At 69.9% G+C, this 20,733-nt stretch carries 16 protein-coding genes; 7 read left to right on the top strand and 9 right to left on the bottom strand.

Annotated features, from left to right (window positions below; translation table 11 throughout):
* Positions 1-4: 4 nt before the first annotated feature.
* The 6 genes from CP981_RS08060 to CP981_RS08035 form a co-directional block, all read right to left on the bottom strand.
* A complete protein-coding gene (locus tag CP981_RS08060; protein WP_085927015.1) occupies positions 5-676 on the bottom strand; it encodes a FadR/GntR family transcriptional regulator in 672 nt (223 codons plus the stop codon).
* 60 nt (positions 677-736) lie between these two features.
* Positions 737-1,795: a glycoside hydrolase family 18 protein gene (locus CP981_RS08055; protein WP_085927014.1), complete on the bottom strand. Its 1,059-nt coding sequence runs from the start codon at positions 1,793-1,795 to the stop codon at positions 737-739.
* Between the two features lie 202 nt (positions 1,796-1,997).
* Positions 1,998-3,602: a glycerol-3-phosphate dehydrogenase/oxidase gene (locus tag CP981_RS08050; RefSeq protein ID WP_085927013.1), complete on the bottom strand. Its 1,605-nt coding sequence runs from the start codon at positions 3,600-3,602 to the stop codon at positions 1,998-2,000.
* A gap of 2 nt (positions 3,603-3,604) precedes the next feature.
* Complete coding sequence (glpK, locus tag CP981_RS08045; protein ID WP_085927012.1) at positions 3,605-5,146, bottom strand: glycerol kinase GlpK; 1,542 nt, start codon at positions 5,144-5,146, stop codon at positions 3,605-3,607.
* Positions 5,147-5,195: 49 nt separating this feature from the next.
* Positions 5,196-5,984, bottom strand: a complete 789-nt coding sequence (locus CP981_RS08040; RefSeq protein WP_085927011.1) for an MIP/aquaporin family protein — start codon at positions 5,982-5,984, stop codon at positions 5,196-5,198.
* Positions 5,985-6,213: 229 nt separating this feature from the next.
* Positions 6,214-6,978: an IclR family transcriptional regulator gene (locus tag CP981_RS08035; protein ID WP_042157171.1), complete on the bottom strand. Its 765-nt coding sequence runs from the start codon at positions 6,976-6,978 to the stop codon at positions 6,214-6,216.
* Positions 6,979-7,239: 261 nt separating this feature from the next.
* On the opposite strand from CP981_RS08035, the gene metH reads away from it, so the two are divergent.
* The 4 genes from metH (at position 7,240) to CP981_RS08015 (ending at position 15,367) form a co-directional block, all read left to right on the top strand.
* Positions 7,240-10,749: a methionine synthase gene (metH, locus tag CP981_RS08030; protein WP_085927010.1), complete on the top strand. Its 3,510-nt coding sequence runs from the start codon at positions 7,240-7,242 to the stop codon at positions 10,747-10,749.
* A gap of 247 nt (positions 10,750-10,996) precedes the next feature.
* Complete coding sequence (locus CP981_RS08025; RefSeq protein WP_085927009.1) at positions 10,997-11,710, top strand: HAD family hydrolase; 714 nt, start codon at positions 10,997-10,999, stop codon at positions 11,708-11,710.
* A 362-nt stretch (positions 11,711-12,072) separates the two neighbouring features.
* Positions 12,073-13,680 carry an ABC transporter substrate-binding protein gene (locus CP981_RS08020; RefSeq protein WP_085927008.1) on the top strand — a complete coding sequence of 536 codons (1,608 nt, stop codon included), beginning with the start codon at positions 12,073-12,075 and terminating at the stop codon, positions 13,678-13,680.
* A gap of 88 nt (positions 13,681-13,768) precedes the next feature.
* Positions 13,769-15,367 carry an ABC transporter substrate-binding protein gene (locus CP981_RS08015; protein WP_085927007.1) on the top strand — a complete coding sequence of 533 codons (1,599 nt, stop codon included), beginning with the start codon at positions 13,769-13,771 and terminating at the stop codon, positions 15,365-15,367.
* 94 nt (positions 15,368-15,461) lie between these two features.
* On the opposite strand, the gene CP981_RS08010 is transcribed toward CP981_RS08015, so the two are convergent.
* Positions 15,462-16,133, bottom strand: coding sequence for a response regulator (locus CP981_RS08010; RefSeq protein ID WP_018087782.1), 672 nt, complete (start codon positions 16,131-16,133; stop codon positions 15,462-15,464).
* Positions 16,134-16,146: 13 nt separating this feature from the next.
* Positions 16,147-17,103: a RecB family exonuclease gene (locus CP981_RS08005; protein ID WP_085927757.1), complete on the bottom strand. Its 957-nt coding sequence runs from the start codon at positions 17,101-17,103 to the stop codon at positions 16,147-16,149.
* A 243-nt stretch (positions 17,104-17,346) separates the two neighbouring features.
* Here CP981_RS08005 and CP981_RS08000 point away from each other — a divergent pair, with 243 nt between their 5' ends.
* The 3 genes from CP981_RS08000 (at position 17,347) to CP981_RS07990 (ending at position 20,379) form a co-directional block, all read left to right on the top strand.
* Positions 17,347-18,612: a site-2 protease family protein gene (locus CP981_RS08000; RefSeq protein ID WP_085927758.1), complete on the top strand. Its 1,266-nt coding sequence runs from the start codon at positions 17,347-17,349 to the stop codon at positions 18,610-18,612.
* A 65-nt stretch (positions 18,613-18,677) separates the two neighbouring features.
* Positions 18,678-19,604 (top strand): tRNA (adenine-N1)-methyltransferase, encoded by a 927-nt coding sequence (locus CP981_RS07995; protein WP_085927759.1) that lies wholly within the window; start codon positions 18,678-18,680, stop codon positions 19,602-19,604.
* Between the two features lie 202 nt (positions 19,605-19,806).
* Positions 19,807-20,379 carry a hypothetical protein gene (locus CP981_RS07990; protein WP_085927793.1) on the top strand — a complete coding sequence of 191 codons (573 nt, stop codon included), beginning with the start codon at positions 19,807-19,809 and terminating at the stop codon, positions 20,377-20,379.
* A 45-nt stretch (positions 20,380-20,424) separates the two neighbouring features.
* Here CP981_RS07990 and CP981_RS07985 read toward each other — a convergent pair whose 3' ends face one another.
* Positions 20,425-20,718, bottom strand: a complete 294-nt coding sequence (locus tag CP981_RS07985; RefSeq protein ID WP_085927760.1) for a ferredoxin — start codon at positions 20,716-20,718, stop codon at positions 20,425-20,427.
* Between the last annotated feature and the right edge of the window lie 15 nt (positions 20,719-20,733).

Below are 20,733 nucleotides of genomic sequence, written 5' to 3'. Positions count from 1 at the left end.
GGTCTCACAGCGAGGCGCGCAGCCACTGCTCCACGCTCGCGATGTGCACGGTCGCCCAGGCCCGCGCGGCCTCCGCGTCCCGGTCGCGCAGTGCGCCGAGGATCGCCCGGTGCTCGGTCAGGGTGCGGGCCACCGCGTCCTTCTGCGTCAGCCCCCGCCAGACCCGGGCCCGGGTGGTCGGCCCGGACAGTCCCTCCAGCAGGGAGCAGAGCACGGAGTTGCCGGACGCCGCGACGATCCCCCGGTGGAACTCCAGATCGCAGGCGACCAGATCCTCGACCGAGGGGCTCGGCCCCAGCGCGTCCAACTGGGCCTCCAGGGCGTCCAGTTCCGCCGTCCCGATCCGGCCGGCCGCCATCGCCGTGGCGGCCGGCTCCAGGATGCGGCGGACGGCGAGGAACTCCAGCACCGTGTCGTCGCGGTGGAAGTCCACCACGAAACTCATGGCCTCCAGCAGGAGTTGCGGATCGAGGCTGGTGACGTAGGTGCCGTCGCCCTGGCGCACGTCCAGGATGCGGATGAGGGAGAGCGCGCGCACCGCCTCGCGCAGGGAGTTGCGGGACAGTCCGAGCTCGGCCGCCAGCTCGCTCTCCTTCGGCAGCCGGTCGCCCGGCCGCAGCGCCCCGGAGACGATCATGCCCTTGATCTTCTCGATGGCCTCGTCGGTGACCGCCATGCCGACCTCCCCGCTGGACCCGCCCGGATACCGCCCAGACATCCGATGTCTGGGCGCCCATTATGACCGGTGCCGCCGGCCCCAGCCCTTCCCGTACGCGGCCCAGTCCTCGTCCGTGGCGGCGAAGTCGACATACAGCGCCATACCGAACCGCCGGCGGACAGGCTCCTCGCGGGTCAGCCCCAGCCGTATGCCCCGCACCGCGGCCCGTACCGTCTCCGCGGAGGCGTGATGGCCGACGCTCTCGGTGTGGAAGAACGGCAGCCCCATCAGCAGATCGGTGTGCGGCCCCGTCGCCGCCAGCGCCAGCCGGGTCTGCTGCGCCACATAACCGCCGTAGAGGCTCTCGGCCAGCAGCCCGGTGTCGTACGACATCAGGGCGATCTGGTCGACCCGGCGCGCCACCTGACCGAAGAACCGCTGGGATATCCACTTGCGGTGGCCCGTCAGCGCCCCGCTGACGGTGTGCAGTCCGGGCAGCGGATCGATCTGGTGGACGGCGACGGAGAGCACCGCTCCCCGGCCCCGGACCACGGGCCCGAGCCGGTCCAGCAGCCGCAGATAGTCGGCATTGCCGGAGTGCAGCGGCTCCAGGTCGAGATGGACCCCGGCGAACCCGGCCGCCAGCACCTGACGGGCGCTCGCCACGATCGCCGCACGGGCCGTGGCGTCCGACAGCCGGAGCCCGCCGCGCTCGCCCGGCTCGTAGACCAGCCGGTCGCCCAGCCAGGCGTGCACCCGCACGGACGGCAGCGCGCGGTGCAGCGCGGAGATCAGCCGGCCGGCCCGCGGATAGGCCTTACGGGCGGGCGGCAGGGTGCCGTCGTGCTCCAACGGCCCGGCGTGGACGTACAGATCACGGATGCCGGTGTCCTGGATACGGCGGCGCAGCGCCGCCACGTCGGAGGCGTCCCGCCGGCCGTCCACCCAGGCATGACCGAGCCAGAGCGCGTCGCGCCCACGGGTCCTGGCCTCCGGAGCGGCCTCGCCCGCGTACTGGGCGCGCAGCGCGGTCCCCGCCAGCGTCAGCGGCAGCACGATCAGCAGCGCGACCGTCCAGGCCGCCCACGTCACCGCCCGCCGCCACCGTGGCCGGGCCTGCGTCCCCCGCCGCTGCATACCGGACTTCCCCCGTTCCGGAACCTGCGTTGATTCCTGCGCACATCATCGCAGCCGCCACTGACAGTCACCGCCGACGGCCGTCCCGCCCCCGCTCCGCAGGCGGACATGACGATGGGGCGGCCCCGTGGCCCGCCCCATCGTCACGCGCTGCACACGCCATGGCGTGCCGTCAGCCGCTCTCAGCCGTGCTGTACCGGCGTCAGCCCGCCAGCATGTCCTTCACCTTGGCCCGGACGTCCTCCGTGTCGAGGCCGCGGATCATCAGGGTCGTACGGCGGCGCAGCACATCGTCGACCGTCTCGGCCCACTCGTGGTCGCGGGCGTAGGCGACCTGCGCCCAGATCTCCGGGGCGTCGGGGTGGATGCGCTCGGCCAGCGCCGGGTTGTCGTTCGCCAGCCGGGCGATGTCGAAGGACAGCGAGCCGTAGTGGGTGGCGAGGTGCCGCGCCGTCTCCGGGGCCATCCGCGGTCCGGGGGTGCCGCCGTCGACCAGCAGCCGGTGCGCGACCGCGTTCGGGTTGGCGATACCGGGCAGCGGGAGCTTCTTCGGCAGATGCGCGATCGGCTCCATGTCCTCGGCCAGCGGGTGGCCGGGCAGCGCGGCGAGCTTGTTCATGACCGTACGGCCGATGTGCCGGAAGGTCGTCCACTTGCCGCCGGCCACCGACAGCATGCCGCCGCTGCCCTCGGTGACGACCGTCTCGCGCTTGGCCTTGGAGGTGTCGCCGGGGCCACCGGGCAGCACCCGCAGACCCGCGAAGGAGTACGTGATCAGATCGCGCGACAGCTGCTGGTCACGGACGGAGAAGGCCGCCTCGTCCAGGATCTGGGCGGTGTCCTTCTCGGTGACCGAGACGTCCGCCGGGTCGCCCTCGAACTCCTCATCCGTGGTGCCCAGCAGCAGCATGTCCTCCCAGGGGAGGGCGAAGGTGATGCGGTACTTGTCGATCGGGGTGGCCAGCGCCGCCTTCCAGGGGGCGGTGCGCTTGAGGACCAGGTGCGCGCCCTTCGACAGCCGGATGGAGGGGGCCGAGTTGGGGTCCTCCATCTTGCGCAGGTGGTCCACCCACGGGCCGGTGGCGTTCAGCACCAGGCGGGCGTTGACGCCGAACTCCTGGCCGTCCGTACGGTCCTTGAGCTCCGCACCGGTGACCCGGCCCTGGGTGAAGCGCAGTCCGGTGACCTCGGCGTGGTTGAGGACCGTGGCGCCGGCCGCGGCGGCCGCGCGGACGGTCATCAGGGCCATCCGGGAGTCGTTCATCTGGTCGTCGCCGTACACGGCCACGGCCTTGAGGTTGTCCGTCCGCAGCTCCGGCACGTCGCGCGCCGCCTTGGCCGGGGATATGACATGGCCGACGCCGTCGCCGAACGCGGACAGCGCGGAGTAGGCGAAGACGCCCGCGCCCAGCTTGGCGGCGCCGTGCGGGCCGCCCTTGTAGACGGGCAGGTAGAAGGTCAGGGGGTTGGCGAGGTGCGGTGCCACCTGGCGGGACACCGCACGCCGCTCGAAGTGGTTCTCCGCCACCAGCTTGACCGCGCCGGTCTGCAGGTAACGCAGACCGCCGTGCAGCAGCTTGGAGGAGGCGGAGGAGGTGGCGCCGGCGAAGTCACCGGCGTCCACCAGGGCCACCCGCAGTCCGGCCTGTGCGGCGTGCCAGGCGGTGGAGATGCCCAGGATGCCGCCGCCGATCACCAGGAGGTCGTACGTCGCCCGGGAAAGCTGCTCCCGGGTCTCGGCACGGCTCGCGTGCGAACCACTGGCCGGGTGCGTCCCGAGTGCCGGGACGCTCTGCAGGGTGCTCATGTTTACTCCTCGTCCTCGATCCAGCCCATGGTCCGCTCGACGGCCTTGAGCCAGCTCTTGTACTCGCGGTCACGGGTGGCCGCATCCATCCGGGGGGTCCACTCGGCGGCCCGGCGCCAGTTGGCGCGCAGTTCGTCGGTGCTGGACCAGAAGCCGACGGCCAGTCCGGCCGCGTAGGCAGCGCCGAGGCAGGTGGTCTCGGCGACCATCGGGCGCACCACAGGGGCGTCCAGGAAGTCCGAGATGGTCTGCATCAGCAGGTTGTTGGAGGTCATCCCGCCGTCGACCTTGAGCGCGGTCAGCTCGACGCCGGAGTCCTTGGTCATGGCGTCGGTGATCTCGCGGGTCTGCCAGGCGGTGGCCTCGAGTACGGCGCGTGCGATGTGCGCCTTGGTGACATAGCGGGTCAGGCCCGCGATGACGCCGCGCGCGTCCGAGCGCCAGTAGGGGGCGAACAGGCCGGAGAAGGCCGGTACGAAGTACGCGCCGCCGTTGTCCTCGACCGTGCTGGCCAGGGTCTCGATCTCGGCCGCGCTGTTGATGAGCCCCATCTGGTCGCGCATCCACTGGACGAGCGAGCCGGTGACGGCGATGGAGCCTTCCAGGGCGTAGACCGGCTGCTGGTCGCCGATGCGGTAACCGACCGTGGTCAGCAGTCCGTTGTACGAATTGACCGGCTCGTGGCCGGTGTTCATCAGCATGAAGGTGCCGGTGCCGTACGTGGACTTGGCCTCGCCCTGCTCGAAGCAGGTCTGGCCGAACAGCGCGGCCTGCTGGTCACCGAGCGCCGAGGCGACCGGCACACCGGCCAGCACACCGCCGGTGGTGCGGCCGTAGACCTCGGCGGACGACTTGATCTCCGGCAGCACGGCCGCCGGGATCTCCATCGACGCGAGGATCTTCGGGTCCCACTCCAGGCGGTGGAGGTTCATCAGCATGGTGCGCGAGGCGTTGGTGACGTCGGTGACGTGCACGCCGCCGTCGACGCCGCCGGTCAGGTTCCAGATGACCCAGGAGTCCATGGTGCCGAAGAGGATGTCGCCGCGCTCGGCGCGCTCGCGCAGGCCCTCGACGTTGTCGAGCAGCCAGCGGATCTTCGGGCCCGCGAAGTACGAGGCCAGCGGCAGACCGGTCTCCCGGCGGAAGCGGTCCTGGCCGACATTGCGGCCGAGCTCCTTGCAGAGCGCGTCGGTGCGGGTGTCCTGCCAGACGATCGCGTTGTGGACCGGCTCACCGGTGGTGCGGTCCCACATCACGGTGGTCTCGCGCTGGTTGGTGATACCGATCGCCTTGACGTCGGCGGCGGTCAGCCCGGCCTTGTGGACGGCGCTGTCGACGACCTGCTGGACGTTGGTCCAGATCTCGGTGGCGTCGTGCTCCACCCAGCCCGGCTTCGGGAAGATCTGCTCGTGCTCCTTCTGGTCGACCGAGACGATCCGGCCGTCCTTGTCGAAGACGATGCAGCGGCTGGACGTGGTGCCCTGGTCGATGGCCGCGATGAACGGGCCGTGCCCGTGGGAGGCGGTGCTGGGGGTGTCGCTCATGGTGTGCTCCAAGAAGTCTGTGCGGGCGGAGTCGGGGCGGTCAGGCGGCTCAGGCGAATGCCACCTGGTAGATACCACCGGCGATGGCTCCGCCGATCAGCGGGCCGACGACCGGGATCCAGGCGTAGCCCCAGTCTGAACCGCCCTTGTTCCGCAGCGGCAGAAGTGCGTGCACGATGCGCGGGCCGAGGTCACGGACCGGGTTGATGGCGTACCCGGTCGGACCGCCCAGCGACAGACCGATACCGGTGACGACCAGCGCGACCAGGAGCGTGCCGATGACGCCGACGCCCTTGCCGTTGTCGCTCAGACCGAGCGTGAGGATCGACAGCACGAGCACGGTGGTGGCGATGATCTCGGTGAGCAGGTTCTGCGCCGCGTTCCGGATCTCCGGCCCGGTGGAGAAGATGCCGAGCACCGGTCCGGCCTTGGGAGCGGCGGTCGGGTCGACCAGGCCCTCCTCGGTGGTGTGGTCGGCCAGGACCTCGGGGTCACTCAGATGGGCCTGGAACTGCCCGAGGTAGGTGACCCACACCAGCACCGCGCCGATCATGGCGCCGAGCATCTCGCCGGCGAAGTAGACCGGCACCTGGCTCCACTCGATGCCGCCCTTGATGGCGAGGCCGATGGTGACCGCAGGGTTGAGGTTGGCGCCGGACTTCGCGGCGATGTAGGCACCCGTGAGGACGGCGAAGCCCCACCCGAAGGCGATGGCGACCCATCCGGCGTTGTGCGCCTTGGAGCGCTTGAATGTGACGGCGGCGCAGACGCCACCGCCGAGCAAGATCAGAACAGCGGTACCGATGGTCTCGCTGATGAAGATGTCGGAGCTGGACACCCGCGACTCCTTTGTCCTTCGTCCAGGGGAAGGCGAACCCCGGGTCCCGTCCGGTGGTCCGCGCCCTCCTAGAGGGCGGTGGTCGGCCCGCGGCAATGCCCCACCATAGCGAATATTGCCGTTAGGTGTTCGACAATGCCGACCGACGAACGGCAGTTTTGTTCACCGGTAGAACCCCGTCAAGGGTTCCGTGGCGAAAAACTTAGGTGAACTTATGGGGTGAATCAGGTCAGAATCGCCCTGCGCCAAGATCACGGGATACGGCGCGTGCGCAATCCCTCACAGCAGCGATGATTTCCGGCCGCAGTTCGCCGTCGTTGCAGACCCGCTCCACCGCCCCCGTGATGCCCACCGCGCCCACCGGCATCCGCCGCCGGTCGTGGATCGGCGCGGCCACCGAGGCCACGCCCTCCCAGGTCTCCTCCACGTCCGCGGCCCAGCCGCGGGCCCGGGTCAGGTCCAGCAGCCCCTCGATGTCACCCAGCCCGGTCACCGTGCGCGGGGTGATCGCCTCCCGCTCCGCCTCGACGACCTCGCTGTGCGCGACCGGGTCGTAGGCGCACAGCACCTTGCCCAGCGAGGTGCTGTGCAGCGGGTGCATCGCGCCCACCTCCAGCACCTGCCGGCTGTCGTCCGGACGGAAGACGTGGTGGACGATCAGCACGCCCTGCTGGTGCAGCACGCCCAGGTAGACCGCCTCACCGCTGGAGCGGGCCAGGTCGTCGGTCCACACGAGGGCGCGGGCGCGCAGCTCGTGCACGTCCAGATAGCTGTTGCCCAGCCGGAGCAGCTCCGCGCCCAGCTGATAGCGGCCGGAGGCGGCGTCCTGCTCGACGAAGCCCTCCTGCTGGAGCGTGCGCAGGATGCCGTGCGCGGTGCCCTTCGCCAGTCCCAGGGAGGAGGAGATGTCGGAGAGCCCCAGCCGCCGTTCCCCTCCCGCGAGCAGCCGCAGCATCGCTGCGGCGCGCTCCAGCGACTGGATGGTGCGTGCCATCGGGCAACCTCCGGAAGTATGCGGTTCGACAATGCTGAACGATATCGGTCCATGCCGACTCAAGTCAGCGATCTGCAGATACTTGATAAACGCACCGGAGTCTGCCAACGATCACGGATGGTGCAGGCAGCGGGGTGGAGTGGTGCTGTCCAGGGCGTGAAACGGGGAACACGTGTACCGGACCGGCAGCTACGCTGGCCGGGTGCGCCCTCTGAAGGAGGGTGCAAAGCCGACAGCCGTCGCAACCACGGGAGCATCTCCATGGCCTCGAACACGCCAACGTCCGTCAACACGTCCCGCGCCACAACCCTGCGGGAGGCCCTGGCCTCGCGGGTGGTGGTCGCCGACGGCGCGATGGGCACCATGCTTCAGGCGCAGGACCCGTCCATGGAGGACTTCCAGCAGCTGGAGGGCTGCAACGAGATCCTCAATGTGACCCGTCCCGACATCGTGCGCTCCGTGCACGAGGAGTACTTCGCGGTCGGTGTCGACTGCGTGGAGACCAACACCTTCGGCGCGAACTTCGCCGCGCTGGCCGAGTACGACATCCCCGAGCGGGTCTTCGAGCTGTCGGAGTCCGGCGCCCGCATCGCCCGCGAGGTCGCCGACGAGTTCACCGCCTCGACCGGGCAGCAGCGCTATGTGCTCGGCTCGATGGGCCCCGGCACCAAGCTCCCGACGCTGGGCCACGCCCCGTACGTCACCCTGCGTGACGCCTACCAGCAGAACGCCGAGGGCATGATCGCCGGTGGTGCGGACGCGCTGCTGGTGGAGACCACCCAGGACCTGCTGCAGACCAAGGCCGCCATCCTCGGCGCCCGCCGCGCCCTGAAGGCCACCGGCAGTGACCTCCCGGTGATCTGCTCGGTCACCGTCGAGACGACCGGCACCATGCTGCTGGGCTCCGAGATCGGCGCGGCGCTGACGGCGCTGGAGCCGCTGGGCATCGACATGATCGGCCTGAACTGCGCCACCGGCCCGGCCGAGATGAGCGAGCATCTGCGCTACCTGGCCCGGCACTCCCGGGTCCCGATCGCCTGTATGCCCAACGCGGGCCTGCCCGTACTGGGCAAGGACGGCGCGCACTACCCGCTGACCGCCGCCGAGCTGGCCGACGCCCAGGAGACCTTCGTCGGCGAGTACGGCCTCTCGCTGGTCGGCGGCTGCTGCGGCACCACCCCCGAGCATCTGCGCCAGGTCGTCGAGCGGGTCCGCGGGATCACCCCGCCGCCGCGCGAGCCGCGCCCCGAGCCGGGCGCCGCCTCGCTCTACCAGACCGTGCCCTTCCGCCAGGACACCTCCTACCTCGCGATCGGCGAGCGGACCAACGCCAACGGGTCGAAGAAGTTCCGCGAGGCGATGCTGGACGGGCGCTGGGACGACTGTGTGGAGATGGCGCGCGACCAGATCCGCGAGGGCGCCCACATGCTCGACCTGTGCGTCGACTACGTCGGCCGGGACGGCGTCGCGGACATGGAGGAGCTGGCCGGCCGTTTCGCCACCGCCTCCACCCTGCCCGTGGTGCTGGACTCCACGGAGCTGAACGTCATCCAGGCGGGCCTGGAGAAGCTCGGCGGCCGTGCGGTGATCAACTCCGTCAACTATGAGGACGGGGACGGGCCCGAGTCGCGGTTCGCGAAGGTCACGGAGCTGGCGGCGGAGCACGGTGCGGCACTGATCGCGCTGACCATCGACGAGGAGGGCCAGGCCCGCACCGCCGAGCACAAGGTCGCCATCGCCGAGCGGCTGATCGACGATCTGACCGGCAACTGGGGCATTCATGAGTGCGACATCCTCATCGACTGTCTGACCTTCACCATCTGCACCGGCCAGGAGGAGTCCCGCAAGGACGGCATCGCCACCATCGAGGCGATCCGGGAGCTGAAGAAGCGTCACCCGGAGGTCCAGACGACCCTGGGCCTGTCGAACATCTCCTTCGGTCTGAACCCGGCCGCCCGGATCGTGCTGAACTCCGTGTTCCTCGACGAGTGCGTCAAGGCCGGTCTGGACTCGGCGATCGTGCACGCGAGCAAGATCCTCCCGATCGCGCGTCTGGAGGAGGAAGAGGTCAAGACCGCCCTCGACCTGATCTACGACCGGCGCAGCGAGGGCTATGACCCGCTCCAGAAGCTGATGGAGCTGTTCGAGGGCGCCACCGCCAAGTCGCTGAAGGCCGGCAAGGCCGAGGAGCTGCTGGCCCTGCCGCTGGACGAGCGCCTCCAGCGGCGCATCATCGACGGTGAGAAGAACGGCCTGGAGGCGGACCTCGATGAGGCGCTGGGGGAGCGGCCCGCGCTCGACATCGTCAACGAGACCCTCCTGGCGGGCATGAAGGTCGTCGGCGAGCTCTTCGGCTCCGGCCAGATGCAGCTGCCGTTCGTGCTCCAGTCCGCCGAGGTCATGAAGACCGCGGTGGCCTACCTGGAGCCGCACATGGAGAAGTCCGACGACGAGGGCAAGGGCACCATCGTGCTGGCCACCGTCCGCGGCGACGTCCATGACATCGGCAAGAACCTCGTCGACATCATCCTGTCCAACAACGGCTACAACGTCGTCAACCTCGGCATCAAGCAGCCGGTTTCGGCGATCCTGGAAGCCGCCGAGGAGCACAAGGCCGATGTCATCGGGATGTCCGGGCTCCTGGTCAAGTCCACGGTGATCATGAAGGAGAACCTGGAGGAGCTCAACCAGCGCAAGATGGCGGCCGACTTCCCCGTCATCCTGGGCGGCGCCGCCCTCACCCGCGCCTACGTCGAGCAGGACCTGCACGAGATCTACGAGGGCGAGGTCCGCTACGCCCGGGACGCCTTCGAGGGCCTGCGCCTCATGGACGCCCTGATCGCGGTCAAGCGCGGGGTGCCCGGCGCCAGCCTCCCCGAGCTCAAGCAGCGCCGGGTGCCCAAGCGGGACACCGCCGCACTGGAGGTCGAGGAGCCCGAGGGCGCGGTGCGTTCCGACGTGGCCGTCGACAACCCCGTCCCGACGCCGCCGTTCTGGGGCACCCGGGTCGTCAAGGGCATCCAGCTGGCCGACTACGCCTCCTGGCTGGACGAGGGCGCGCTGTTCAAGGGCCAGTGGGGCCTCAAGCAGGCCCGCACCGGCGAGGGGCCGACGTACGAGGAGCTGGTGGAGACCGAGGGCCGTCCCCGGCTGCGCGGCTGGCTCGACAAGCTCCAGACCGAGAACCTGCTCGAAGCCGCCGTCGTGCACGGCTACTTCCCCTGTGTGTCCAAGGGCGAGGACCTGATCCTGCTGCACGAGGACGGCACCGAGCGCACCCGCTTCACCTTCCCCCGCCAGCGCCGCGGCCGGCGGCTCTGCCTGGCCGACTACTTCCGCCCGGAGGAGTCCGGCGAGACCGATGTCGTCGGCCTCCAGGTCGTCACCGTCGGTTCGAGGATCGGCGCCGCCACCGCCGAGCTCTTCGAGGCCAACTCCTACCGCGACTACCTCGAACTGCACGGTCTGTCCGTCCAGTTGGCCGAGGCGCTGGCCGAGTACTGGCACGCCCGGGTCCGCGCCGAGCTGGGCTTCGCGGGCGAGGACCCCCAGGACGTCGAGGACATGTTCGCGCTCAAGTACCGGGGCGCGCGCTTCTCGCTGGGCTACGGTGCCTGCCCCGACCTGGAGGACCGCGCCAAGATCGCCGACCTGCTGGAGCCGGCGCGGATCGGTGTCGAGCTCTCCGAGGAGTTCCAGCTCCACCCGGAGCAGTCCACCGACGCCATCGTCATCCACCACCCGGAAGCCAAGTACTTCAACGCGCGGTAACGGGCGGACGCCCTGACCGGAGCCCAGGCATGGTCTCCCGTCACGGCAGCACCATGCGGTAACTCTGCGTGAGCAGGTCAGGGCCGTCCCGGGGCACTCCCCAGGACGGCCCTGACCTGTATCACCACGCATTCCGGCACGTACCGTCGTACACTTATCGGTCCGGTGGCGGCCGGTCGTATCCCCAGCCGGGGGTGACGACCGGCCCTTTCGTCCCTTGGGGGACGTCGCAGTTGGAGGTGGATGGATGACCAGCAGCATCCCCGCAGTCGGCACCCGCACGGTCGAAGCCGCGACCCTCCAGGCCGTATTCCTCGATCTGGACGGCACCCTCGTCGACACCGAGGGCTTCTGGTGGGAGGCGGAGGCGGAGGTCTTCGCCGAGCTCGGGCACATCCTCGACGACGCGCACCGCGAGGTCGTGGTGGGCGGTCCGATGACCCGCAGCGCCGGCTATCTGATTCAGGTCACCGGCGTCGACATCAGCCTGACCGAGCTCAGCGTGCTGCTCAACGCCGCCTTCCTGGCACGGATCGGGCGCGGTGTCCCGCTGATGCCGGGCGCCCGCAGGCTGCTGGCCGAGCTGGCCGCGCACGGGATCCCCACCGCCCTGGTCTCCGCCTCGCACCGCGCCATCGTCGACCAGATGCTGCACTCCCTCGGCCCGGAGAACTTCCGGCTGACCCTGGCCGGCGATGACCTGGAGCGCACCAAGCCGCACCCCGACCCGTATCTGACGGCCGCCGCGCGGCTGGGGGCGGACCCGGCGTGCTGTGCGGTCATCGAGGACACCCTGACCGGGGTGACGGCGGGGGAGGCGGCGGGCTGCCCGGTCGTCGCGGTGCCTTCGGTGACGCCGATCCCGCCGGCCCTGGGGCGTACGGTCGTCCGTTCGCTGGAAGAAGTTGATCTGCCATTTCTCCGGACGCTCATCACGGAAAGCCGCGGCACCGTGCACTGAGCGTGCTCCGGGAAAGGCGACGGGAACCGAGTGGAGCGGCCCGCTCATTTTCCGTGACGAATGCACTGACTGAATTGTTGCTTCGCCACGGACCCTTGAACGCGTGACGTTTCTCACGTGCCAGGCCGTCGACAGCGGGCCCCGCAGGTGTTCCAGGGGGCCTCCGGGGTGCTTTCCGCGGGGGTAACTGTCCGGATTGATGGGGCAACGTGTGAATCGTTCCGCCGTCCGGATATCGAGCAGGTTGCCATCGTTATCCAGGTGCCATATCGATACAACTCCATTGCGTCCCAGTGCGGCTGGCCGTTCCTACTAATGTCGACGCGAGCAACACCTCTGCGCTGATAAGGAACCTGCCGACGATGAATCGCAAGACCCTGGTGCTGCCGGCGCTGGCCGGTCTCCTCGCCCCTGTTCTTGCTGCCTGCGGCAGCTCGGACGGTGCCGGTGAGGGCGTCGATCCGATCGTCGTGGGTGTCGCCACCCACATCGAGGCGACGAAGGCGGCCCCCGCGCCGCTCGACCCGTCGCAGGCCTACGACGTCGACGCGTGGAACGTCATGCGCAGCACGCTCCAGACGCTGATGCGGCTGCCCCGGTCCGGGACCGCCCCGGTGCCCGAGGCCGCCCGGTCCTGCGGGTTCCGTGACACCCAGAACGAGCAGTACCGCTGCACTCTGCGGGACGGCCTGAAGTTTTCGAACGGTCACGCCCTGACGGCGCAGGACGTCAAGTTCTCCATCGACCGCATGAAGACCATCAACAACACCAATGGTCCGGTGTCGTTGCTCGACGGCATCGACAAGGTCGAGACGCCCAGCGACTCCGAGGTGGTCTTCCACCTCAAGAAGCCGGACGCCACCTTCCCGCAGAAGCTCACCACGCCCGCCGCGGCCATCGTCGACCCCGAGGTGTACCCCAAGGGCCGCCTCTACAGCGGATTCGACGTCGTCGGCTCCGGTCCGTACACCCTCAAGACCGAGCGCAGCGACAACCGCATCACCAAGGCCTTCTTCACCAAGAACCCCACCTACAAGGGCGGAGTGAAGGCGAAGAACGAAAAGGTCGAGATGCGCTTCTTCGACGACTCCGTGTCCACGGAGAAGGCGCTGCGCAAGGGCAGCATCGACGTGATGAACCGCGGTCTGGCGCCCGACCAGGTCAAGGGCCTGGAGAAGGCCCGCGACAAGGGCATCAGGCTCCAGGAGATGCCCGGTCAGGAGATCCGCTACCTGGCCTTCAACACCAAGGACCCGGCCGTCTCCAACAAGGCCGTACGGCAGGCGATGGCGCAGATCATCAACCGCTCGGATCTGGTGCGGAACGTCTACTCGTACACCGGCGACCCGCTGTTCTCGATGGTGCCCACCGGCCTCACCGGGCACATCAACTCGTTCTTCAACAAGTACGGGAACCCCGATGTCGGGGCCGCCCGCAAGACGCTGCGGGACGCGCACATCACCTCTCCGGTGAAGTTCACCCTCACGTACACCACGAACCACTACGGATCCAGCACCGTCAAGGAGGTCCGTGCGCTACAGAGCCAGCTCAACCGCACCAAGCTGTTCGACATCAGCATCAAGGGTGTCGACAGCTGGCAGCAGTTCCGCACCGATTCCCTCGACGGCAAGTACTCCGTCTTCAACATGGGCTGGTTCCCGGACATCCCGGATGCCGACAACTACATCGCGCCCTTCATCGGCAAGCAGAACTTCCTCGGCTCCCCTTACCGCAACGGAAAGATCGAGTCGCAGCTGATCCCGTCCAGCCGCCAGCAGTCCGACCGCAACGCCGCGGGGGCCGACTTCAAGCAGGCGCAGGACATCATCGCCGACGACGTACCGCTGCTCCCGCTCTGGCAGGGCAAGCAGTACGTCGCCGCCCGCGATGACATCACCGGCCTGGAGTGGGCCCTCAACTCCGCATCGGGGCTCCAGATCTGGGAGCTCAGCCGCGGCGTCGCCGACTGAGCCGGCGGATTCCACCCATGCAGCACACCACCGCCGTGGCCTCTCGCCGCGGCCCAACAGGCACGACCCAGAACGTGAGGACCGTTTAGTGAGGAAGCGTGACCAGTGGCTGGCCGCCCCGATCGGAGCGGGGCTGGCGACAGCTCTGCTCGCGGTCGCCGGGTGCGGCACGGACGACTCGGGAGCGGCCGGCAACGGCGAGCCCGTGGTCATGGGAATGACGGACAAGGTCGTGTCGACCGACCCCGCGGCCGGTTACGAGCCCGGCTCGTGGCTGTTGTTCAACAACGTCTTCCAGTCCCTGCTGAGCTTCCCCAAGGGAGGCACCACCCCCGAGCCGGAAGCCGCCGAGCGCTGCGGTTTCACCGACAGGGAGAGCAAGGTCTACCGCTGCACCCTGAAGGACGGTCTCACCTTCAGCAACGGCCACCACCTGACGTCCAAGGACGTCAAGTACTCCTTCGACCGCACCCGGCGCATCAAGGACAAGAACGGCCCCGCCGTGATGTTCTCCGCGCTCGACAAGGTCGAGGCCCCGGACGCCAAGACCGTGGTCTTCCGGCTGAAGTCGCCCGACGCGACCTTCCCCATGAAGATAGCCTCGGGCGCCGGCTCCATCGTCGACCACGCCGAGTACCCCGCCGACCGGCTGCGCACCGACGGCAAGGCCGTCGGCTCCGGCGTCTACACCCTCAAGTCCTACAGCCCCCAGAAGGCCGTCTTCGCCGTCAACGGCTCCTACGAGGGCCCGGCCAAGGTCAAGAACTCCGGGATGACCGTGAAGTTCTTCAACTCCGCCGGCACGCTCAAGAAGGCCGTCGAGGGCGGCGATGTCGACGTCGCCTACCGCGGTCTGGCCATGAAGGACATCGCGCAGCTGAACAACGCCTCGCTGAAGCAGCAGCACGGCACCCAGGTCGTCGAGGGCGCCAGCGCCGAGGTCATGCACCTGGTCTTCAACCTCAAGGACCCGGTCACCGGCAAGCTCGGCGTCCGCAAGGCGATCGCCTACCTCCTGGACCGCTCGACCCTCGTACGGGACGTCTACCAGCGCACCGCCGTGCCGCTGTACTCGATCGTCCCGGCCGGCATCACGGGCCACAGCACCTCCTTCTTCAACACCTACGGCGACCGTCCGAAGCCGGACAAGGCGAAGGAAGCGCTCCGCTCCGCCGGCTACAACGGCAAGGTGCCGCTCACGCTGTGGGCCACCCCCGACCGCTTCGGCCCCGGCACCGTCCCGGCCTTCGAGGAGATCGCCCAACAGCTCAACGCCAGCGGACTGTTCAAGGCCAAGGTGCGCTCCCTGCCCACCAAGGAGTACGAGCAGGGCGTGGGCTCCGGCCGGTTCGGCGCCTATGTCAAGGGCTGGATCCCGGACTACCCGGACCCGGACAACTTCACCCAGCCGTTCTTCGGCAAGGACAGCGTGGTGGCCAACCACTACGACTCGCCCGCCATCACCGGACGGCTGCTGCCCAAGACGGCCGACCAGCCGAACCGCGGCGCCACCAAGTCCGAGTTCCGGGAGCTCCAGGACATCGTCGCGCAGGACGTGCCGATGCTCCCGCTCTGGCAGGGCAAGCAGTACGCGGTGGCCCGGGAAGGGGTCTCCGGTCTGCAATGGACCCTGGACCCGTCGACCGTCTTCCGTTTCTGGGAGATCAGCAAGCCGGCCGAGGCCTGACCGGACGCCTGCACACCACGGCGGGGCCGGCCCGGGAAATCTCCCCGGGCCGGCCCCGCCGTCGTCCGTCCGCCGGGCCGTCAGGCCCGCCGCCCTACTGTGCGCCGGGGCGCACCAGACCGCTCTCGTACGCGTACACCGCCGCCTGCACCCGGTCGCGCAGCCCCAGCTTCGTCAGCACATGCCCCACATGCGTCTTGACGGTGGTCTCGCTGACGAACAGATCCGCGGCGATCTCCGCATTCGACAACCCGCGGGCCACCAGCTTCAGCACCTCCACCTCGCGCTCGGTGAGGGTGTGCAGGGTGTCCGGCACCGGCTCCTCGCCCGACGGCAGATGGCCCGCGTACTTGTCCAGCAGCCGGCGGGTGATGCTCGGCGCGAGCATCGCCTCGCCCGCCGCCACCACCCGGATCGCCTGCACCAGCTCATTGGCCGGGGCGTCCTTGAGCAGAAAGCCGCTCGCCCCCGCCCGCAGCGCCTCGACGACATACTCGTCCAGATCGAAGGTCGTCAGCACCAGCACCTTCGCCGGGCCGTCCTTGGCCGGGCCGGTGATCTGCCGGGTCGCCTCGACCCCGTCCATCCGGGGCATCCGGATGTCCATCAGCACCACATCGGGCTGAAGCGCCCGCACCTGCTCCAGCGCCTGGAGGCCGTCCCCGGCCTCCCCGACGACCGCCAGATCCTGCTCCGCCTCCAGAATCATCCGGAATCCCGTACGCAGCAGGGGCTGGTCGTCGACCAGCAGGACGCGGATGGCCACGAGCTCTCCTTCGTTAGATGTCCCCCATTCTGCCTTGCGGCGGCACACCGCCCTCCGCCGGGCGCACCTGGAGCGGATACACCGGGGGAGTGCCGCCGAATTCCGGACAGTGCGCCTGGTGGTCGCACCAGCCGCACAGCTTCGTCGGCCGCGGCCGCCAGTCGCCGCTCACCGTCGCCAGCTGGATCGCCTCCCACAGCGCCAGCAACTTCCGCTCCACGCCCCGCAGATCGGCCTCGACCGGGTCGTACGTCACCACATCGCCACTGCCCAGGTAGACCAGCTGAAGCCGCCGCGGGACCACACCGCGCAGCCGCCACACCACCAGCGCGTAGAACTTCATCTGGAACAGCGCGCCCTCGGCGAACTGCGGCCGCGGCGCCTTACCGGTCTTGTAGTCGACGATCCGCACCTCGCCGGTCGGCGCGACATCCACCCGGTCGATGAAGCCCCGCAGCTGAAGCCCCGACTCCAGCACCGTCTCCACATACAGCTCACGGTCCGCCGGCTCCAGACGCGTCGGATCCTCCAGCGAGAACCACCGCTCCACCAGCGCCTCGGCCTCCGCCAGCCACCCCGCCAGCCGCTCGCCCTCCGCATCCTCCGCGAACAGCTCGGCCAGCTCCGGCCGCTTGGCGAGCAGCTTCTCCCACTCGCCCGGCACCATCGCCCGCGCCCCGGCCGCCGTACGCTCCGCCGCCGGAGCGTCGAAGAGCCGCTCCAGCACCGCATGGACGACCGTGCCCCGGGTCGCCGCCGCGCTCGGCTTCTCCGGCAGTCGGTCGATCACCCGGAAGCGGTACAGCAGCGGGCACTGCATGAAATCGCTCGCCCGCGACGGCGACAGCGCCACCGGCGGCCGCGCCCGCTCCCCGTCGCCGGGCCCCGCCCCGGCCGCCGCCGCGCCCGGCTCACCGCCGCTCCGCCCACTCCGCGTATCCGCCCCGGCCTGCTCCGTGCTCCATCCCATGCCACAAAACCCTACGGCCCGCCACTGACAGGCGCGGACGGGTCACCGGCGCTGGGGGTGTCCGCAAAGCCCCGCCTGGCTCGCGGCCCGGGCGGACGACGGGACTTTGCGGCCACCCCCTGGGGCCCCGCGGCGGACCGGGCCGGGCCGCTCCGCATACCATCGACGGCGGACCCCTTCGCCCTGCATGATCGAGATATCAGGCCGAGCAGGGGCGAAAGCCGTAGTCAATGAGGGGACGCCGTGGACGAGAGCGGGAAGTCGCAGGACCCCGAGGAGTCCGTGCGGCCCCAGCCGCCCGAGCCGCCCGAGCGCAACAACGGACCGAAGGGACCCACTCCGGGCAAGAAGAAGACCGGCGGCGGCATTCTGATGGGCCGTCCCTTCGGCGTGCCCGTCTACGTGGCGCCCAGCTGGTTCCTTGTCGCCGCCCTGATCACCTGGGTCTTCGGCGGCCAGCTGGAGCGCGTGCTGCCCGAGCTCGGCGCCGCGCGCTATCTGGTCTCGCTCTTCTTCGCCGTCGCCTTCTACGCCTCGGTGCTCGTCCACGAGCTGGCCCACACCGTCGCCGCGCTCCGCTTCAAGCTCCCCGTACGCCGTATCCAGCTCCAGTTCTTCGGCGGCGTCTCGGAGATCGAGAAGGAGACCGAGACCCCCGGCAGGGAGTTCGTCCTCGCCTTCGTCGGCCCGCTGCTCTCCCTCGTCCTCGCCGGCGTCTTCTACGCGGGCATGCAGCTGGTCGAACCCGACACCGTCCCGGGGGTCCTGCTCGCGGGCCTGATGATCTCCAACCTCATCGTCGCGGTCTTCAACCTGCTGCCCGGCCTCCCGCTGGACGGCGGCCGGATGCTGCGCGCCCTGGTCTGGAAGATCACCGGCCGGCCCATGAGCGGCACCATCGCCGCGGCCTGGGTCGGCCGCGCGCTCGCCGTCACGGTCCTCATCGGACTGCCGCTGCTCACCCACACCGGCGTCCTCGGAGCCGCCCGCCCCGAGATCGGCGGCGCCGACTCGCTCACCGACGCGCTGCTCGCCGCGATCCTCGCCGCGATCATCTGGACCGGCGCCGGCAACAGCCTGCGCATGGCCCGGCTGCGCGAACGCCTCCCCGACCTCACCGCCCGCACCCTGACCCGGCGCGCCGTCCCCGTCGAGACCGATACCCCGCTCTCCGAGGCCCTGCGCCGCGCCAACGACGCCGGCGCCCGCGCCCTGGTCGTCGTCGACCGCCAGGGCACCCCCACCGCCCTCGTCCGCGAGGCCGCCATCGTCGGTGTCCCCGACCACCGCCGCCCCTGGGTCCCCGTGGGCACCCTTTCCCAGGACCTCAAGGACGGCATGCGGGTCTCCGCCGAACTCGCCGGCGAGGACCTCCTGGAGTACCTGCGGGCCACCCCCGCCACCGAATACCTCGTCGTCGAGGAGACCGGCGAGATCTACGGCGTGCTGTCCACCGGCGACGTCGAGCGGGCCTTCGTCTCGGCCATGGCCCGAAAGGCGGCCCCCTAGGGCACCGGCCGCGCACCGCCCGCCCACTGGTCGGCGCGGCCCCGACGGGCCGGTAGGCTGGTCACATGTCCGAACCGACCGGTGCCGCCCGCCGTCGCGGGCCCTTCAAGGTCGGGGACCAGGTCCAGCTCACCGACCCCAAGGGACGCCACTACACCTTCACGCTCGAAGAGGGAAAAAGCTTCCACACCCATAAGGGAGCCTTCCCCCACGACGAGCTGATCGGTGCTCCCGAGGGCAGCGTTGTCCGTACCACAGGGAACGTCGCCTACCTCGCGCTGCGCCCGCTGCTCCCCGACTACGTCCTGTCCATGCCCCGCGGTGCCGCCGTGGTCTACCCCAAGGACGCGGGGCAGATCCTGGCGATGGCCGACATCTTCCCCGGCGCCCGCGTCGTCGAGGCAGGTGTGGGCTCCGGCTCGCTCAGCAGCTTCCTGCTGCGCGCCATCGGCGACGACGGCATGCTGCACTCCTACGAGCGCCGCGCCGACTTCGCCGAGATCGCCACGCAGAATGTGGAGCGCTACTTCGGCGGTCCGCACCCCGCATGGACGCTCACCGTCGGTGACCTCCAGGACAACCTCTCCGACACCGAGGTCGACCGCGTCATCCTCGACATGCTCGCCCCCTGGGAGTGCCTGGAGGCCGTCTCCAAGGCCCTGGTCCCCGGCGGCATCCTCTGCGCCTACGTCGCGACGACGACGCAGATGGCCCGCACGGTCGAGGCGATCCGCGAGCACGGCACCTTCAACGAGCCGTCGGCCTGGGAAACCATGGTCCGCACCTGGCACGTCGAGGGCCTCGCCGTCCGTCCGGACCACCGCATGATCGGCCACACCGGCTTCCTGCTGACCGCCCGCCGCCTCGCCGACGGCGTCGAGCCCCCGCTGCGCCGCCGCCGCCCCGCCAAGGGCGCGTACGGCGAGGACTACACGGGCCCCGGCAAGGACGCGGCGGCGGCATCCGGTGGCGGCTCCACCGACCGCGGCTGACCGTCCAGAACCGGCCACCGAACCACCAGGCGCCGCCGACGAGTTCCCGCACGGGAATCCGCCGGCGGCGCCGCTTCGTTTCCACCCCGGATCCACACGGAAAACTCCGGTCCTGTTGGTTCCTTGCCGCCCCCTCCTGTGGAACGATGCTGGGCACTCCCACCGCTTCAGCACTTCACAGGAGTTACCCCGCGTGCAGCCCATGGCAGGCCAGGACCTCTTGCACACCCAGCCGCGCCCCATGCACTGGCTCGCCACCGCCACCGCCATCTCGGCGGTCGTCGCGGCCGCGTCCTTCGTCCAGCCCCCCGACGCCACCGCCACGACCACCCCCGCCGCCACCGGCGGGCACCCCGCAGCGGCCCCCGACCCGAGCCGGGTGACCTTTCCGGTCGACTGCGGCCCCAATCGCCTCGACGTGGTGAAAAAGGCCTCCGGAGACCTCGACGGCGACGGGACGACCGAGACCGTCGCGGTGGTCCGCTGCCACAGCGGGATGGGCTCCCCGCCCAGCGGCGTCTACGTCCTCGCGCAGCCGGGCGGGCGCCGGGCCGCCCCGCGGATCGTGGCGACACTCCTCGCGCCCGCACAGCAGCGCAGCGTCCAAACCCTCACTATCAAGGATGGCGCGATCTCTGCGGCGGTCCTGGGCTACTCCACGCGCGACGTCCCGCGCTGCTGCCCGGACGTGCGCAAGAGCGTCAAGTGGCAATGGAAGGGCGGGAAGTTCGTCCAGAGCGAACTCCCCGCCGCTGTGAGCACCCGGCGCGTCTGACCGGTCACACGGTGTGCGCGCCGGGAGCGTTCCGCTCCGGCGGGGCTACTCCGCGTCCGGGCCGTAGACCTCGACCAGGTCCTCGACGCGGCGGACGTGGATGCAGTCCCCGGGGCACTCCTTCGCGGAATCCCGCACGTCAGCCAGCAGCTTCAGCGGGACGGGCGTTGTGGCCCCCTTGTCCTGGAGCAGCTCGTCATCGGTGCTCTTGACGTAGGCCAGACCGTCGATGTCGAGCTCGAAGACCTCCGGCGCGTACTGCGCACAGATGCCGTCCCCGGTGCACAGATCCTGGTCGATCCATACTTCCAGCTCTGGGGCTTCGTCCTGCGCGGTCATCTCGCCTGCCGTTCC

It is taken from the genome of Streptomyces platensis (assembly GCF_008704855.1).
GTDB lineage: Bacteria > Actinomycetota > Actinomycetes > Streptomycetales > Streptomycetaceae > Streptomyces > Streptomyces platensis.
The sequence above is the reverse complement of the archived record's forward strand: the minus strand, read 5'-3'. Positions and strand labels throughout refer to the sequence as shown.

Coding starts and splice junctions, on each gene's coding strand:
- CP981_RS08060 (WP_085927015.1), bottom strand. CDS start 676: ATGGCGGTCACCGACGAGGCCATCGAGAAGATCAAGGGCATGATCGTC.
- CP981_RS08055 (WP_085927014.1), bottom strand. CDS start 1,795: ATGCAGCGGCGGGGGACGCAGGCCCGGCCACGGTGGCGGCGGGCGGTG.
- CP981_RS08050 (WP_085927013.1), bottom strand. CDS start 3,602: ATGAGCACCCTGCAGAGCGTCCCGGCACTCGGGACGCACCCGGCCAGT.
- glpK (WP_085927012.1), bottom strand. CDS start 5,146: ATGAGCGACACCCCCAGCACCGCCTCCCACGGGCACGGCCCGTTCATC.
- CP981_RS08035 (WP_042157171.1), bottom strand. CDS start 6,978: ATGGCACGCACCATCCAGTCGCTGGAGCGCGCCGCAGCGATGCTGCGG.
- metH (WP_085927010.1), top strand. CDS start 7,240: ATGGCCTCGAACACGCCAACGTCCGTCAACACGTCCCGCGCCACAACC.
- CP981_RS08025 (WP_085927009.1), top strand. CDS start 10,997: ATGACCAGCAGCATCCCCGCAGTCGGCACCCGCACGGTCGAAGCCGCG.
- CP981_RS08020 (WP_085927008.1), top strand. CDS start 12,073: ATGAATCGCAAGACCCTGGTGCTGCCGGCGCTGGCCGGTCTCCTCGCC.
- CP981_RS08005 (WP_085927757.1), bottom strand. CDS start 17,103: ATGGGATGGAGCACGGAGCAGGCCGGGGCGGATACGCGGAGTGGGCGG.
- CP981_RS07995 (WP_085927759.1), top strand. CDS start 18,678: ATGTCCGAACCGACCGGTGCCGCCCGCCGTCGCGGGCCCTTCAAGGTC.
- CP981_RS07990 (WP_085927793.1), top strand. CDS start 19,807: ATGGCAGGCCAGGACCTCTTGCACACCCAGCCGCGCCCCATGCACTGG.
- CP981_RS07985 (WP_085927760.1), bottom strand. CDS start 20,718: ATGACCGCGCAGGACGAAGCCCCAGAGCTGGAAGTATGGATCGACCAG.